This is a genomic window from Cobetia sp. UCD-24C (genome assembly GCF_001306765.1).
Lineage (GTDB): Bacteria > Pseudomonadota > Gammaproteobacteria > Pseudomonadales > Halomonadaceae > Cobetia > Cobetia amphilecti.
Window position 1 is genome coordinate 73,873 of sequence record NZ_LJTD01000007.1, and the last position, 15,137, is coordinate 89,009.

11 protein-coding genes are annotated in these 15,137 nt (G+C 62.8%); 4 read left to right on the forward strand and 7 right to left on the reverse strand.

Annotated features, from left to right (window positions below; genetic code table 11):
- Positions 1 to 147: 147 nt before the first annotated feature.
- Entirely contained in the window at positions 148 to 1,167 is a 1,020-nt protein-coding gene (gene hemB, locus AOG28_RS11650; protein WP_054556515.1) for a porphobilinogen synthase, read from the forward strand.
- A gap of 48 nt (positions 1,168 to 1,215) precedes the next feature.
- Positions 1,216 to 3,501 (forward strand): polyphosphate kinase 1, encoded by a 2,286-nt coding sequence (gene ppk1 / locus AOG28_RS11655; protein ID WP_082388727.1) that lies wholly within the window; start codon positions 1,216 to 1,218, stop codon positions 3,499 to 3,501.
- 202 nt (positions 3,502 to 3,703) lie between these two features.
- Here the strand turns inward: ppk1 and AOG28_RS11660 are convergent, their stop codons facing one another.
- Both AOG28_RS11660 and AOG28_RS11665 read right to left on the reverse strand, forming a co-directional pair.
- Positions 3,704 to 5,845: a PhoX family protein gene (locus AOG28_RS11660; protein WP_054556516.1), complete on the reverse strand. Its 2,142-nt coding sequence runs from the start codon at positions 5,843 to 5,845 to the stop codon at positions 3,704 to 3,706.
- 255 nt (positions 5,846 to 6,100) lie between these two features.
- Positions 6,101 to 7,261 carry a 3-deoxy-7-phosphoheptulonate synthase gene (locus AOG28_RS11665; protein WP_082388728.1) on the reverse strand — a complete coding sequence of 387 codons (1,161 nt, stop codon included), beginning with the start codon at positions 7,259 to 7,261 and terminating at the stop codon, positions 6,101 to 6,103.
- A 727-nt stretch (positions 7,262 to 7,988) separates the two neighbouring features.
- Between AOG28_RS11665 and AOG28_RS11670 the strand changes: the two genes are divergently transcribed.
- Positions 7,989 to 8,543: a sigma-70 family RNA polymerase sigma factor gene (locus AOG28_RS11670; protein WP_043332989.1), complete on the forward strand. Its 555-nt coding sequence runs from the start codon at positions 7,989 to 7,991 to the stop codon at positions 8,541 to 8,543.
- Positions 8,522 to 9,232 (forward strand): anti-sigma factor, encoded by a 711-nt coding sequence (locus AOG28_RS11675; protein WP_054556517.1) that lies wholly within the window; start codon positions 8,522 to 8,524, stop codon positions 9,230 to 9,232. Before AOG28_RS11670 ends, AOG28_RS11675 begins: the two co-directional genes overlap by 22 nt.
- Positions 9,233 to 9,411: 179 nt before the next feature.
- Here the strand turns inward: AOG28_RS11675 and folM are convergent, their stop codons facing one another.
- The 5 genes from folM to trxA all read right to left on the reverse strand — a co-directional run bounded on the left by folM (position 9,412) and on the right by trxA (position 14,871).
- Positions 9,412 to 10,125: a dihydromonapterin reductase gene (gene folM, locus AOG28_RS11680; protein WP_054556518.1), complete on the reverse strand. Its 714-nt coding sequence runs from the start codon at positions 10,123 to 10,125 to the stop codon at positions 9,412 to 9,414.
- A gap of 53 nt (positions 10,126 to 10,178) precedes the next feature.
- Positions 10,179 to 10,973 carry an FAD-binding oxidoreductase gene (locus AOG28_RS11685; RefSeq protein WP_043332993.1) on the reverse strand — a complete coding sequence of 265 codons (795 nt, stop codon included), beginning with the start codon at positions 10,971 to 10,973 and terminating at the stop codon, positions 10,179 to 10,181.
- A gap of 86 nt (positions 10,974 to 11,059) precedes the next feature.
- The gene (gene ubiD / locus AOG28_RS11690; protein WP_054556519.1) at positions 11,060 to 12,529 is read right to left on the reverse strand and encodes a 4-hydroxy-3-polyprenylbenzoate decarboxylase; all 1,470 of its coding nucleotides are present in this window, start codon (positions 12,527 to 12,529) and stop codon (positions 11,060 to 11,062) included.
- A gap of 159 nt (positions 12,530 to 12,688) precedes the next feature.
- Positions 12,689 to 13,948: a transcription termination factor Rho gene (rho, locus tag AOG28_RS11695; protein WP_043332997.1), complete on the reverse strand. Its 1,260-nt coding sequence runs from the start codon at positions 13,946 to 13,948 to the stop codon at positions 12,689 to 12,691.
- Between the two features lie 596 nt (positions 13,949 to 14,544).
- Positions 14,545 to 14,871, reverse strand: a complete 327-nt coding sequence (gene trxA / locus AOG28_RS11700; protein ID WP_043332999.1) for a thioredoxin — start codon at positions 14,869 to 14,871, stop codon at positions 14,545 to 14,547.
- Positions 14,872 to 15,137: the final 266 nt, after the last annotated feature.

Genomic DNA, 15,137 nt, shown 5'->3' on the forward strand with positions numbered 1-15,137 from the left:
TGTCGTCATGTTCAGCCCCTGCTGGCACCTCACGTGACCGGCCTTGCCCCATGACCGCTGGCATCACTGTAATATTAATGAAATATTATAGACCTAGACTGCCTGCGACCATCACGGGAGCGGACCACCCGACCCGGAGAGCATTTCTTGAGCCAACGTACCCCGCGCCAGTTTCCTGCGACTCGTATGCGCCGTATGCGCAAGGACGACTTCTCTCGCCGCCTGATGCGTGAAAACCAGCTGACGGCCGATGATCTGATCCTGCCGGTCTTCGTTCTCGAAGGCTCCCAGCGTCGTGAAGCCGTGCCCAGCATGCCGGGCGTCGAGCGCCTGTCCATCGACCTCATGGTCGAAGAATGCCGCGCCGTCCACGCACTGGGCGTGCCGGCCATCGCGCTCTTCCCGGTGGTCGATGCCGAGGCCAAGACGCTGTATGCCGAAGAATCCTACAACGCCAACGGCCTGGTGCAGCGTTGCGTGCGCGCCTTGAAGGAAGCGCTGCCGGAGCTGGGCGTCATCACGGATGTCGCGCTCGACCCCTACACCGTTCACGGTCAGGACGGCATCCTCGACGAAGACGGCTACGTGCTCAACGACCGCACCGTCGAGACCTTGATCAAGCAGGCGCTGTCACACGCGGAAGCCGGTGCCGATGTCATCGCGCCCTCCGACATGATGGATGGCCGCATCGGCTCCATCCGCGCCATGCTGGAACAGGAAGGCCTGATCAACACGCGCATCATGGCCTACTCGGCCAAGTACGCCTCCAACTACTACGGCCCGTTCCGTGACGCGGTCGGTTCGAGCGGCAATCTGGGCAAGGCCGACAAGCAGACCTACCAGATGGATCCCGCCAACAGCGACGAAGCCCTGCATGAGGTGGCAATGGACATCGCCGAGGGTGCTGACATGGTGATGGTCAAGCCGGGCATGCCCTATCTTGATGTGGTAACGCGTGTGAAGCGCGAGCTGGAAGTGCCGACCTTCGCCTATCAGGTCAGCGGTGAGTACGCCATGCACATGGCGGCTTTCCAGAACGGTTGGCTGGATGCCGACAAGGTCATTCTCGAGTCGCTGATGTGCTTCAAGCGTGCGGGTGCCGACGGCATCCTCACCTATTTTGCTCGCCAGGCGGCCGAATTGCTGGCGCAGAAAAACCGCCTTTGACAACCCCGGCCATTGCGGATGCGGCTGACCGGGATCATGGAGTTGATGATGGAACAGACGCCCAAGCAAGACACCGACAACAACACGGCGACCCTGCCGGAAGTCGCTGACAGTCGCGACAAGGATGCTGCCCCCAAGGCAGCATCCACCCCACGGGAAGGCGAGATCGAGCTGGCGGCGGATGAGCCGCCGGCTCAGGAACCTCTGCCCCTGCGCGTCAACCGGACGCGTACCGGTATCCATGCCAAGGCCACCCCCTCCCCCGAGGCTGATCTCGCTGATCCGGCGCTGTACTTCAATCGCGAGCTGTCCAACCTGCAGTTCAACATCCGCGTACTCGAGCAGGCCAAGGATACCTCGCATCCGCTGCTCAACCGCTTGATGTTCCTGCTGATCTTCACGTCCAACATGGACGAGTTCTTCGAGATTCGCGTGGCGGGTCTCAAGCATCAGATCGCCTTCGATCGCACCGACCCCGGCTGTGACGGCATGCTGCCGAGCAAGGTGCTCGATGAGGTGTCCCGCATCACGCATGAGCAGGTCGAACGCCAGTACCGCATGCTCAACGAGGACCTGATCCCAGCACTGGAAGAGCAGCACATCCGCTTCCGTCGCCGCAATCAGTGGAACGATGCCCAGAAGGCCTGGGTGCGCGATTACTTCGATGAAGAGATCCAGCCGGTCATCAGCCCGATCGGTCTCGACCCGTCGCACCCGTTCCCGCGCCTGGTCAACAAGAGCCTCAACTTCATCGTCGAGCTGGAAGGCAAGGATGCCTTCGGTCGTGAAGGTGGCCTGGCCATCCTGCCGGCCCCGCGCTCGCTACCGCGCCTGATCCGCATCCCGGATGGCCTCGTCGAGCCGGGGTACACCGAATACGTCTTCCTGTCCTCGATGATTCACGCTCACGCCCAGGAGCTGTTCCCGGGCATGAAGATCAAGGGCTGCTATCAGTTCCGCCTGACCCGCAACGCCGATCTGTCGGTGGATGCCGAGGATGTCTCCGACCTGGCCTCCGCGCTGCGTGGCGAGCTGCTGGCGCGCCGCTACGGCGACGGGGTGCGTCTCGAGGTGGCGGACAACTGCCCGGAAGCGCTCTACACCTTCCTGCTCAAGCAGTTCGATCTGGAAACGCGCGACCTCTATCAGGTCAAGGGCCCGGTCAACCTCAACCGTCTGATGGAAGTCATCGGCGACGTCGGCCGCGAGGACCTGCTCTACGCCCCGTTCACCCCGGGCATTCCCAAGGCGCTCAAGGGCGACAACAGCCTGTTTGATGCGATCCGTCGCGAGGACATCCTGCTGCATCACCCCTTCCAGTCCTTCTCCCCGGTCGAGAACCTGCTCGCCGAGGCGGCGCGCGACCCGAACGTGCTGGCCATCAAGCAGACCCTCTATCGCACCGGCGCCGACTCCAACATCGTTTCCTCACTGGTGGAAGCCGCACGTCAGGGCAAGGAGATCACCGTGGTGATCGAGCTGCGGGCGCGCTTCGATGAGGCCGACAACCTGCAGCTGGCCTCACGCCTGCAGGAAGCCGGCGCCATCGTCATCTACGGCGTGATGGCCTACAAGACCCACGCCAAGATGCTGCATATCGTGCGGCGTGAACACGGCGAGCTGCGTCACTACGCGCACCTGGGCACCGGTAACTACCATGCCAAGACGGCGCGCCTGTATACCGATTACAGCCTGCTGACCGCCAACGAGACGCTGTGCGAGGACGTCCACAAGGTCTTCCAGCAGCTGACCGGCATGGGCAAGCAGCGCAATATCGAGAAGCTGCTGCACGCGCCCTTCACGCTGCATGAGCGCATGGTGGAGATGATCGACCGTGAAGCGCGCAACGCCGAGAAAGGCAAGCGCGCCCACATCATCATCAAATGCAATTCACTGACCGAGCCCAAGCTGATTCGCGCCCTCTACCGCGCCTCGCGGGCTGGCGTGCAGTGTGACCTGATTATCCGCGGCGTCTGCTGTCTGCGCCCGGGCGTGCCGGGGATTTCCGACAACATCCGCGTGCGCTCGGTGATCGGTCGCTTCCTCGAGCACACGCGCACCTTCCACTTCCACAATGCCGGCCAGCCGGAAACCTGGTGCTCCAGCGCGGATTACATGGAGCGCAACATGTTCCACCGCGTCGAGACCTGTTTCCCGCTGCTCGACAAGAAGCTTGCCCAGCGTATCCGCAAGGACCTGGACACCTATCTGGTCGACAACTGCCAGAGCTGGCGTCTGGAGAGCGATGGCCACTACACCCAGCTGGATGCCGGCGACGCGGAACCGATCAGCGTGCAGGAAACCCTGCTGTTCGCCTACGCCGCCAAGGCCTGATCGCGCTCGGCAAGGTCAGGACAGAACAAAGCTCATGAACTCTCGGCCCTCACGCTTGCGTGGGGGCCGTTGTCGTTGGCCCTCCCCACCCGCTTGATCGACCTAGCGCCCTCAAGCGAAGGGGACTACGTTCAGGCGCATGAAAAAGCCCCCGTATCATCGATACGGGGGCTTCGCGTTCACACCTGACGCGCGGCTTTCATCAGACGCCGATCTGGCCGCCATCTTCGCGCTGGATGACCACGGTCGCGGCGCGGGCACGCACACTGCCGTCGGTCTCGGCGGTGGCGTCATCGCTCTGCGGCCAGTTGGCCGGGTGCTGGATGTTGATGAACATCGCGGTCTTGTCCGGGGTGGTGAAGATCCCGGTGACTTCACAACCATTCGGGCCCACCGCGAAGCGCTTGAGCTGCGCCTGGTTGTCGGCACCGATCACGGCCGCGTCTCCCTCGGCCTGCTCGAGTCCTGCCGGCACGACCGCCAGCAGCTGGTCATTGGTGACCTCGGTGATGCCTTCGTAGCCGTTGTCCGTCTGGATCCACAGGATGCTGTCCTGTCCTTCGCGGCCGTCGAAATAGAGGCCATCGGGACTGGCGAACTCGTTCATCTCGGTCAGGCCGGACAGGTTGTCGGCATCGCTGGCCGCTGCGCCGAACACGAAGATCTCCCAATCGAAGGCCTTGTGATCGCCCGCTTCACGCCAGCGGATGATCTGACCCGCTTCGTTGTTGCCACGCGGATTGGCCGCGTTGGTCGGCGCCGTCTTGTAACCGACACCCGGCTCCTCGATGGCGGTGCCATCGTTGGTGAAGGCGGCGTCAGTGCCTTCCTCGGTGCGCTTGGAGTTGTTGGTCAGCGTCATGTAGACCTCACCGGACACCGGGTCCACCGCGCCCCACTCCGGACGGTCCATCGGGGTCGCGCCCATCAGGTCAGCCGCATCGGTGGTGTGGATGATGATGCCAGCCAGGTCATCGGCCGCCAGCCCCAGTGCCTCGGCCAGGGTGCGGCCATCCTTGGTCACGGCGTCCGGGGTCAGCTTGAGCCACGTGCCGGTGCCATCGGCGGAGAACTGGGCGACATACAGCGTGCCCTTGTCCAGGTACTTGTCGCCGATCGCCAGGCGGTCCTTGAAGTCACCGGCGCCACGGGCATCAGCGGCGTCCCACTTGGCGTCCGACACGAACTTGTAGATGTACTCGTTGCGCGAATCGTGACCGGAGTAGAAGACCACCGGCTCACCCTCGACCAGCTTGCCCGGCCAGCAACCTTCGTGACGGAAGCGGCCCAGCGCGGTGCGCTTGATGGCCTGCTCGCCGGTGTAGGGATCGATCTCGACGATATAGCCGAAGGTCCGCGGTTCGTTGCGGTAATCCTTGTCGGCGCTCTCTGCCGTCGGCGTGTTGTCGAAACGCGCGAACTCGCCATCGACTTCACTGGCATCCCCGGCGGCGGTTTCCCAGCCATAGCGGCCACGCTCGGTCTCGATGCCGATGCGGTTGTCATCGAGCTGACGATCGCTGCGCTTGACGAAGTAGCCCGGCCAGTTCTCTTCGCAGGTCAGGTAGGTGCCCCACGGGGTGTAGCCGTTGGCGCAGTTGTTGTTGGTACCACGGGTGCGCATGCCATCCGGCGAGAAGGCCGTCTTGACGTAATCGCTGCCCGCCACCGGGCCGCTCAGCTTCATTTCGCTGGCGCTGGTGTAGCGGCGGTTGTAGCGCGAATCGCCCACCACTTCCCACTTGCCGTTGCTGGCCTTCTTGACCTCGACGATGGTCACGCCGTGGGCATTGATCTCGGTGCGCACTTCATCGGCCGGACGCTTGCCGGAATCCGCATTGGTCGCGCCACCCTTGGGTGCCCACAGAGCATCCTGATCGATGTATTCGTTGTTCATGACCAGCAGGAAGTTGCTGGAGGCCGTGTCGTCACTCAAGGCGAAGTTGTGCATGCCATCGTGATGCATGCCGACGGTGTTGAGCTGGATCTCCGGCGTCATCGCCAGGTCCTTGCTCCACTTGGGTGCCTTGGCATTGAGCGGCGTGCCCCACGGCGCCAGCACCTGTGCGGTATACCCCTTGGGAACCACGACTGCATCCGTGCGTGAACCCTTGATCGATTCGAAGGCCAGTGCCAGAGCCGTCTTCTCGCCCGCAGCGTTGCTGGCGGCGTGGGCCGTGGTGCTCAGCCCCGCAAGACCGAAACCACCCAGCATGCTGGCAGCCGCCATGCCAAGGCCGCCCTGCAGGACACGACGACGCGAGATGTGTCGTTCAATGACGGATGAGAACGTCTCGTTGCTGCTGGGATTAAGCAGGCGATGGTCTTCGATTTCCTTGCTCATGTCGCTTCCCCGTAGTCAGGTTTCGGGTTGTTCTGTTCAGGCATGCCCCTTGAGGGCATGCCGAAGGCAACAAGAGTGATACGCGAGTCCGATGACAATAGCGTGACGAACGGGCAACAAGGACGAGAGACGACAGCGCCCAACGGCCTTTCGACCGTTGGGCGCTGGGGACTTCAGGACAAGCCGACAAATTCAGCAGACATCAGGCAAGCGCGACGTCATCCTCCCATCGAGGCGTGAGTCTGGCGCCTGATCTCAGGCCTCGCGCAGGCGCTCGGCGGCCAGGCTCAGCAGGTGCTCGGTGGTTTCCCAGCCAAGGCATGCATCGGTGACGGACACGCCATGACGCAGCTGGGAGAGCTTCTCCGCTGCCGGCAAGGCCTGCTTGCCTTCATTGAGGTGACTCTCGAGCATCACGCCGATCAAGGCATCATCCCCCGTCAGGCGCTGAGAGAGCACATCCAGCATCACTTCGCTCTGACGGCGGTGGTCCTTGCGGGAATTGGCGTGGCTGCAATCGACCATCAGGCGCGGCGTCAGGCCAGCGCCTTCCAGCTCACGCCGGCAGGCGGCCACCGAGGCGGCGTCATAGTTGGGCTGGCCATGGCCGCCGCGCAGCACCACATGGGCATGCGGGTTGCCCGCGGTCTCGATCAGCGCCGGACGTCCGCTGTCATCCATGCCGAAGTGGCGATGCCCATGCGCCGCCGCCCCGATGGCCTGCACGGCGACCTCGACGCCTCCGTCAGTGCCGTTCTTGAAGCCCACCGCACAGCCGAGGCCGGAGGCCATCTCGCGATGGATCTGTGACTCGGTGGTGCGGGCGCCGATGGCCGCCCAGCCGAGCAGGTCTTCCAGGTAGGCGGCGGTCAGCGGCTGCAGCAGCTCCGTCGCCACCGGCAGGCCCAGCTGGTTGATCTCGCGCATCAGCTCGCGTGCCTGACGCAGGCCGGTGGCCATGTCATCGCTGCCATCCAGATGCGGATCATAGGCCAGCCCCTTCCAGCCCACCGTGGTGCGCGGCTTCTCGACATAGACACGCATCACCAGCTTGAGGCGATCACGCACCTGCGGCTCGATCACCGCCAGGCGCTGGGCGTACTCGCGCGCGGCCTTGAGATCATGGATGGAGCACGGCCCGACCACCACCAGCAGACGATCATCGTCGCCGGCGAGAATGGCGTTGATCTCATCGCGATGCTGGCGAATCTGGCCGGCCAGGGCGGCGTCCACCGGCAGCTGCTCGCGCAATTCGCTGGCGCTGGGCAGGGCTTCACGACTGATGCGTCCGGGTGTGGTCGGTGTCTGGGCGGCATCAGAGCGGGTCACGGTGGCGTTCTCGGCAGTCAAGGGGTCAACAGTGGCGTCGGCAGTGTGCGGGTTGGCGGTCAACACGCGTTCAAGGCTGGCGTTCATGGTCTTCTCTCCTGTGATGAAGCCTTGGCTCCATCACGCAATATTCATTCTGACAGACAGGGACTTCGCGAATCGTCACCCCGGTGTTGCTCGCCCTTCCCCTCGGTGACAGCGGAAAGAGGCAGGACGCCGCTAAATCGCCAGCGCCAATAACCATGCACGACCCGAGCGGAGGCAAGAGAAAAGCGGGTAGTCAGGATAGTGGTGCGCATGGTCATTCCTCTCGTCATTCATGCTGCAATCATTGTCGGCACGTTAGGGTGACATGCCTCTCGTCATGGATTTCGCAAGGCCCGAAACGCAAGAACCCCCGGCCGTGGCTGCGACCGGGGGTTCTTCAAGGAGGTGGCAGCCCGTACGAGACAGGCGCGCCGTAACCTCAGGCGCGCCCCTGTGTAAACCAATACCAATAGCCGGCCGCACACGCCGCCGTCACGACCTGGCCCGAAGGGCAGGCAGCGACAGTGAACGGGCGGTGGCTGGTGGTCTGATTCATGGGTCGGGCCGGTATCCAGTAGTGACGATGAAAATGGTGATAGGCCTATCCTTGCACTCCAGATCGTCCTGCGCAAGCGTGAACCGGCAACAAACCGTTGCCCGCACGCATAAAGAAGGGCTATCAGCCTGAAGTGGCATCAGTATAATCTTTGGTTGTCGAGCAACATGATCGGCAACACGCATTCGTCCAGCGGTGCCTGACACCGCGCCCACAGCTTGGAATGCATGCATGCAGGATTCCCGAAATGATGCACTGATTGAGTATCTGTCGGGATGCGCCCGGCAGGATGCCAAGGCACTGGATCAGCTCTATCGAGCGACCAGTGCGCATCTATACGCTCAGTTGCTGCGTATCTTGAGACATGAGGCATCCGCGCAGGATTGTCTTCAGCAGGTCTACATCCGGGTATGGGCCGCCGCCGCCCAGTATGACGCCGGCCGCGCCCGCCCGATGACCTGGCTCGGCACCATGACCCGCAACATCGCCATCGACTGGATACGTCGACAGCGACCCAGCGAGCATGACAGCGATGAATTGATCGCCGCCATGCCGGGGCGGAGTGATATCGAGGCAGATGTCGACCTGGCTCAGCACAGTGGTGAACTCCACCAGTGCCTGGCCGAGCTGAATGACGATCAACGCCGCGCCCTGGAACTGGCCTACTTCGAAGGCCTCACCCACCAGGATCTGGCCAATCAACTGGACCAGCCCTTGGGCACCGTCAAGAGCTGGGTCCGTCGTGGACTCGAGAGGTTGAAGACATGCATGAGTCATTTGATCTGAGCGACCCGGAACTGCGCGAAGCCGCAGCGGGCGAATATGCGCTCGGCACATTGACACGCGACGAGCGCGCGGCATTCGAGTCACTGCTGGCCGTCAGCCACGACCTGCAACATGATGTGGAGCGCTGGCGCGAGCATCTCAACGTGTTCAATGAACAGCTTCCCCCCGTCACGCCACCGGCCCATGTCTGGCAAGGCATCGCCGAGGCGACGGGCACCGCCCGTCAGCCCTGGTGGCGTCGCCTGGGCCTGTGGCAGGGCATGACCGCCACGGCGTTCAGCCTGGCGCTGGCGGTCACCCTGACCTTCAGCCTGGGGCACAACGCGGGCATGGAGAGCGACTACGTGTTCGTGGTCAACAACTCTGACAGCAGCCCCGGCTGGATCGTCAACGCCTCCCATTCGGGCGAGATGATGGTGCAGGCCGTCAGGCCCGAAGCACCGGCCCCCGGCAAGGTCTGCGAGCTGTGGCTGATGGCCAAGGATGGCAAGGAGCCCATGTCACTGGGCATCCTGCCGCACTCCGGTACCATGAAGGTCGAGGTGCCCAAGGAGTATCTGGCCGCCTTCCCTGACAGCGACCTGGTGATCACGCTGGAAAGCCCGCAGGGCGCTCCCTCCGGCAACCAGATGGGCCCGACCCTCAAGAAAGGTCAGCTGACGCCGGTCGAAGGCCGCCATATCCTGTAAGCGCTTCAGTAGTGCAGGATGTAGTAGCAACGATCGCAACAACGATCGCAATAACGGTCGCAGCAACGAAAAAAAAGCCCCCGCTTTTCAGCGGGGGCTTTTTTTGTGCAGTGCTCAGGTCTCGAATGTCACGCCTCGGAAGTCGAAAGCGATAACCGAAAGACCACTGACACAAGCTATCAGCGCAGGTGGCGGCCACCATCCACCGGCAGGGTCGTGCCCGTGACATAGGGACTCTCCAGCAGGTAGCGCAGCGCCTGCCAGATGACGCCTGGCCCCGGTACCTGCTGCATCAACGACTTGGCGCGCGCACGCTCGGCATAGTCATCATCATCGTCCGGGCGCAGCATGATCAGCGCCGGCGCGATGGTGTTGACCTGGATGCGTGGCGCGAACATCGACGCGAACGACAAGGTCAGGTTCTCGAGCCCCGCCTTGCTGGCCGCGTAGGCCGCATGCTTGCGCGAGCCCTTCTGGACCACGAAGTCACTCATGTGGACGATGTCCGCCTGCGTCTCGACTCCGGCTTCCAGCAGATCGCGCAGCGCCAGATTGATCAGGTACGGCGCCTGCATGTGGACACGGAACAGGTGCTCGAACAGCTCGCCCTGCCCCTCGCCGTCGCCATCCGGCGCCCAGTCGCCAGCATTGTGCACGATGGCCCGCAATGTCGGAGTCAGCTCACGAATCGCCGCGATGAAGGCCTGGATGCCTGCCTCGCTGGAGAAATCCGCCTGCACGGTGCGAATGCCCAGCGCGCGCAGGGCATCGAGCTCTTCCCGCTCGCGTCGATAACTGATGATGACCGGATGACCATCATCGATCAGTCGCTCGGCACAATAGCGCCCCAGACGCTGCGCGCCGCCCGTGATCAGTATCGGGGACTGACTCATTCACTCGACTCCTTCAGGCAATGTCAGGCTGCTTCAGGCAATATAAGGCTGCTTCAGGCAGAGACCAGCGCCGGATCCAGCAGCGGCTCGCGTGGCGCATAGCTGAACACATCGGAGCTCAGCGCGCTGGCCTCGACACCCAATGGCGTCAGCGCATCGACACAGGCATAGACCATGCCCGGCGAGCCGGACAGATAGACGCGCTTGCCCGCCATGCTGCCCGCGTGCTTGCGCAGCGCCTCATCGATACGCCCCAGATGGCCATTGAAAGCGGCCTCGACACCGGCCGCTTCCAGCGCGCGATGGTGGGCATCACCGACTTCCGGCGCTTCTTCCAGTACCGGGAAATAACGGAAATTGGGCTGACTGGCGGCCCAGTTGAGCGCCGCGCTCTCCAGATACAGATCACGCCGCTCGCGCGCCGCCCACCACAGCTCGATGGGCTGGGTCAGGCCACGCGCAAACGCCGCCTGCAGCATGGCGTGCATCTGCGAGAACCCGGTGCCGGCACAGATCAGCACGATGGGGCTGGGGTCGTCGAGGTCCAGCACGCACTCGCCACTGGGCAGACGCAGCTCAAGCTGATTGGCCGCGACCAGCAGGCTGCGCAGACGCGCGGAATTGCTGCGCTCCGGCCAATGCTGGATATGCAGCTCGAGCACGCCATCATCACTGGCGGCATTGGCGATGGAGAACGGTACCCAGGTGGTGTCATCGAGCTTCATCTCGAGATACTGGCCCGGCGCGTGCGCCAGGGCCTCGGGACGTGCGGCGAAGCGCACACGAAACACGTCCGGGGTCAGATCTTCCACACTCTCGACATGACAGGTCAGGGTCCGCGCCGTCATCGTATCCTCTTGTTATCTGATGCCTGCCGCCAGCGCGCCGCGCAACGACAGGGTAAATGCATGGGTGTTGATGGTCTGTCGCGGAATCAGTCCAGAATGCCCAGACTGTCCCAGCGTTCATCGACACGGGATGTGATCTCTTCGCTCATCACGATGGGCTCGCCCCACTCGCGGTCCGTCTCGCCGGGCCACTTGTTGGTCGCGTCCATGCCCATCTTGGAGCCAAGACCCGCCGTTGGCGAGGCGAAGTCCAGATAATCGATCGGCGTATTGTCGACCAGAACGGTATCACGGCTCGGGTCCATGCGCGTGGTGATGGCCCAGATGACATCTTCCCACTTGCGGGCATCGACATCATCATCCAGCACGATCACGAACTTGGTGTACATGAACTGACGCAGGAAGCTCCAGACCCCCATCATCACGCGCTTGGCGTGGCCGGGGTACTGCTTCTTCATCGTCACCACCGCCATGCGGTAGGAGCAGCCTTCCGGCGGCAGATAGAAGTCGACGATCTCCGGGAACTGCTTGCGCAGAATCGGCACGAAGACTTCATTGAGCGCCAGGCCGAGAATCGCCGGCTCATCCGGCGGACGCCCGGTATAGGTGGAGTGATAGATCGGGTCGCGCCGATGGGTGATGCGCTCGATGGTGAAGACGGGGAAGGTCTCCACCTCGTTGTAATAGCCGGTGTGATCGCCGTAGGGGCCTTCCGGCGCCACGTCATCCGGATACAGATAGCCTTCCAGGATGATCTCGGCGCTGGCCGGGACTTCGAGATCCGACAGGCCGCATTTGACCAGCTCGGTGCGCGAGCCGCGCAGCAGGCCGGCAAAGGCATACTCGGAGAGTGAATCCGGTACCGGCGTGACAGCGCCGAGGATGGTGGCCGGATCAGCACCCAGTGCCACCGCGACCGGGAAGGGCTCGCCCGGATGGGCCTTCTGCCACTCGCGGAAATCCAGCGCGCCGCCACGGTGTGCCAGCCAGCGCATGATCAGGCGATTCTTGCCGAGCTTCTGCTGACGATAGATGCCGAGGTTCTGGCGCTCCTTGTGCGGACCACGGGTGATCACCAGCGGCCAGGTCACCAGCGGCGCGGCATCCCCGGGCCAGCAGTGCTGGATCGGAATCATGTCGAGATCGACATCATCCCCTTCCAGCACGATCTCCTGACAGGGCGCACGCTTGACCTTCTTCGGCCCCATGCTCATCACCTGCTTGAAGATCGGCAACTTGTCCCAGGCATCCCGGAAGCCCTTGGGCGGCTCCGGCTCCTTGAGGAAGGCCAGCAGCTCGCCGACTTCGCGCAGCGCCTCGACGGATTCCTGGCCCATGCCCAGCGCCACGCGCCGCGGCGTGCCGAACAGATTGCCCAGCACCGGCATGCTGTGGCCCTTGACGTTCTCGAACAGCAACGCCGGACCACCCGCCTTCAGGGTGCGATCGCAGATCTCGGTCATCTCCAGATAGGGGTCCACCTCGGCACGAATGCGCTTGAGTTCGCCCTTCTCTTCCAGCGCCGCGATGAAATCGCGTAAGTCTCGATACTGCATGGGAGTTTCCGCTCGGCTTGATCAAGTCCCGAGCATACCATTGCCAGCCGGCACTCGGCAGGTCAGCAACGCAAGACGCCCACTTCCCGGGTGGGAAGTGGGCGTCCTGGCAAGCACCTGTCGAGAACATGGCCAGCCAACCGGCTGGGCCAGTGTCGATCAGCGGCGCTTCATGGCCTCGAAGAACTCGAGGTTGGTCTTGGTATCTTTCAGGCGATCGATGAGGAACTCGGTGGCTGCCACATCTTCCATCGGGTTGAGCAGCTTGCGCAGGATCCACATGCGCTGCATTTCATCCTCGGACGCGATCAGGTCTTCACGACGCGTGCCGGAGCGACGGATGTTGAGGGCCGGGAAGACACGACGCTCGGCCAGCTTGCGGTCGAGGTGAGCTTCCATGTTACCGGTGCCCTTGAATTCCTCGAAGATGACTTCGTCCATCTTGGAACCGGTATCGACCAGCGCCGTGGCGAGGATGGTCAGACTGCCGCCTTCTTCGATGTTACGCGCGGCACCGAAGAAGCGCTTCGGCTTCTCGAGCGCGTGAGCGTCGACACCACCGGTCAGCACCTTGCCGGAAGACGGCACCACGGTGTTGTAGGCACGCGCCAGACGGGTCACGGAATCGAGCAGGATGACGACATCCTTCTTGTGCTCGACCAGACGCTTGGCCTTCTCGATCACCATCTCGGCGACCTGGACGTGACGGGCCGGCGGCTCATCGAAGGTGGAGGCCACGACTTCGCCACGCACGGTGCGCGACATCTCGGTAACTTCCTCGGGACGCTCATCGATCAGCAGCACGATGAGGTGACATTCGGGATTGTTGCGCGTGATGGAGGCGGCGATGTTCTGCAGCATCATCGTCTTGCCCGCCTTGGGCGGCGAGACGATCAGACCACGCTGGCCCTTGCCGATCGGCGCGGTCAGATCAAGGATGCGCGAGGTGATGTCTTCGGTGGAACCGTTGCCGATTTCCATCAGCAGGCGCGACTGCGGGAACAGCGGCGTCAGGTTCTCGAACAGGATCTTGTGCTTGGCATTCTCGGGGCGGTCAAAGTTGATCTGATTGACCTTGAGCAGCGCGAAGTAACGCTCCCCTTCCTTCGGCGGGCGAATCTTGCCGGAGATGGTGTCGCCCTTGCGCAGATTGAAGCGACGGATCTGGGACGGTGAAACGTAGATGTCATCAGGACCCGCGAGGTAGGAAGAGTCTGCACTGCGAAGGAAGCCGAAGCCGTCCTGCAGGATTTCCAGAACGCCGTCGCCGTAGATGTCCTCACCGCTTTTCGCGTGCTTCTTGAGGATGGCGAAGATGATGTCCTGCTTGCGCGAACGTGCCAGATTATCGATGCCCATTGTCTGGGCAAGTTCCAGCAGTTCGGGGACAGTATTTTGCTTGAGTTGGGTAAGATTCATCGGCTTTGTTTGAACGTGGCTCAGGTCAGCAGGGCTGATAGATAAGAAGGGAATCGAGAAGACGGGCAGAAGGCAAGGACCGGCACTGCAAAGGTGCAGACAGAACTCGACAGCATTCCCGGAGGCAAGCGCCTGAGCTGGATGAAGACAGGTGCCAAAAGTTCAGGAAAGATCACTCACCACGGCCGAACAACGAATTCAGCAACGGAGTGTCGAGCTACGGATGTCCAGCGACGACGGACCGGTCGAAGGGACACGGAGCGTCATGCTTCCTGACAGAAAAGTCTTCTCGATATGGAATCTAGCGGTATGAATCGCCTGGTGGCTGGCCGGCGTGTCGCGGGCAGCATTACCAGAGGGCTGGCTGACAACTGGGGGACCGTGGGACGGTCGACATGACGCAATCAGAGAGCGTGTAATCAGGCGAACGCCTCGATGGTAGTCAAGCCGGCCCCTGAACGCAAGCCCCGGCGGCCTGGTGGCGCTCCCGGCGCTGCCTGAAGCGCTCGCTAGCGGCCAGCCAGCGCTGCAATAGCCGCCGCTGACGTGGCGCTTTCACTGACGGCTCAAGGCACCCGACGGCGGCAAGGCCCGATTCACAGATTGGCATCCAGAAAGGCTGCCAGCTGCGCGCGCGGCATGGCGCCCACCTTGCTGGCTTCGACATTGCCGCCCACAAACAGCATCAATGTCGGCACACCGCGCACGCCGAAGCGGGCGGCGAGTTCAGGGGCTTCATCGACATCGACCTTGACGATCTTGAGCTGCCCTTCGTATTCCTCGGCCAGGGATTCCAGCGTCGGTGCCACGCTCTTGCACGGCCCGCACCAGGAAGCCCAGAAATCCACCAGCACCGGATGCTCGCTCTCCAGCACCACGGATTCGAAGTCCCTTTCTGCAATCGGTACCACACGTTCGCTCATCGCGACGTTATCTCCCAGACCCGGTTGGTCTTGCTGATTGTGCTGCGTGATGGCTTGCGATTCATTGAGCGTGATGATGACCCGCGACTTCGTCGTTCTGTCATATCACGCCGCTAGAATAGCATGCCCCATGCGCTGAATGTGCCGCCAGCCCCTCGTGGTGATGGCGCCGTGTGTGCCACCGGTTTGACACCTCTGGCCAGTCGCCGCAATCTTGCGAGAGTCGCCGCCGCGACCTGCTGCCAGCGTCATCTTCCCGCAGCAGG

What these genes read in the sequence shown, in the direction of transcription:
- AOG28_RS11670 (WP_043332989.1), top strand. Translation starts at nt 7,989, where the DNA reads ATGCAGGATTCCCGAAATGATGCACTGATTGAGTATCTGTCGGGATGC.
- ppk1 (WP_082388727.1), top strand. Translation starts at nt 1,216, where the DNA reads ATGGAACAGACGCCCAAGCAAGACACCGACAACAACACGGCGACCCTG.
- AOG28_RS11660 (WP_054556516.1), bottom strand. Translation starts at nt 5,845, where the DNA reads ATGAGCAAGGAAATCGAAGACCATCGCCTGCTTAATCCCAGCAGCAAC.
- rho (WP_043332997.1), bottom strand. Translation starts at nt 13,948, where the DNA reads ATGAATCTTACCCAACTCAAGCAAAATACTGTCCCCGAACTGCTGGAA.
- ubiD (WP_054556519.1), bottom strand. Translation starts at nt 12,529, where the DNA reads ATGCAGTATCGAGACTTACGCGATTTCATCGCGGCGCTGGAAGAGAAG.
- trxA (WP_043332999.1), bottom strand. Translation starts at nt 14,871, where the DNA reads ATGAGCGAACGTGTGGTACCGATTGCAGAAAGGGACTTCGAATCCGTG.
- folM (WP_054556518.1), bottom strand. Translation starts at nt 10,125, where the DNA reads ATGAGTCAGTCCCCGATACTGATCACGGGCGGCGCGCAGCGTCTGGGG.
- AOG28_RS11675 (WP_054556517.1), top strand. Translation starts at nt 8,522, where the DNA reads ATGCATGAGTCATTTGATCTGAGCGACCCGGAACTGCGCGAAGCCGCA.
- AOG28_RS11665 (WP_082388728.1), bottom strand. Translation starts at nt 7,261, where the DNA reads ATGAACGCCAGCCTTGAACGCGTGTTGACCGCCAACCCGCACACTGCC.
- AOG28_RS11685 (WP_043332993.1), bottom strand. Translation starts at nt 10,973, where the DNA reads ATGACGGCGCGGACCCTGACCTGTCATGTCGAGAGTGTGGAAGATCTG.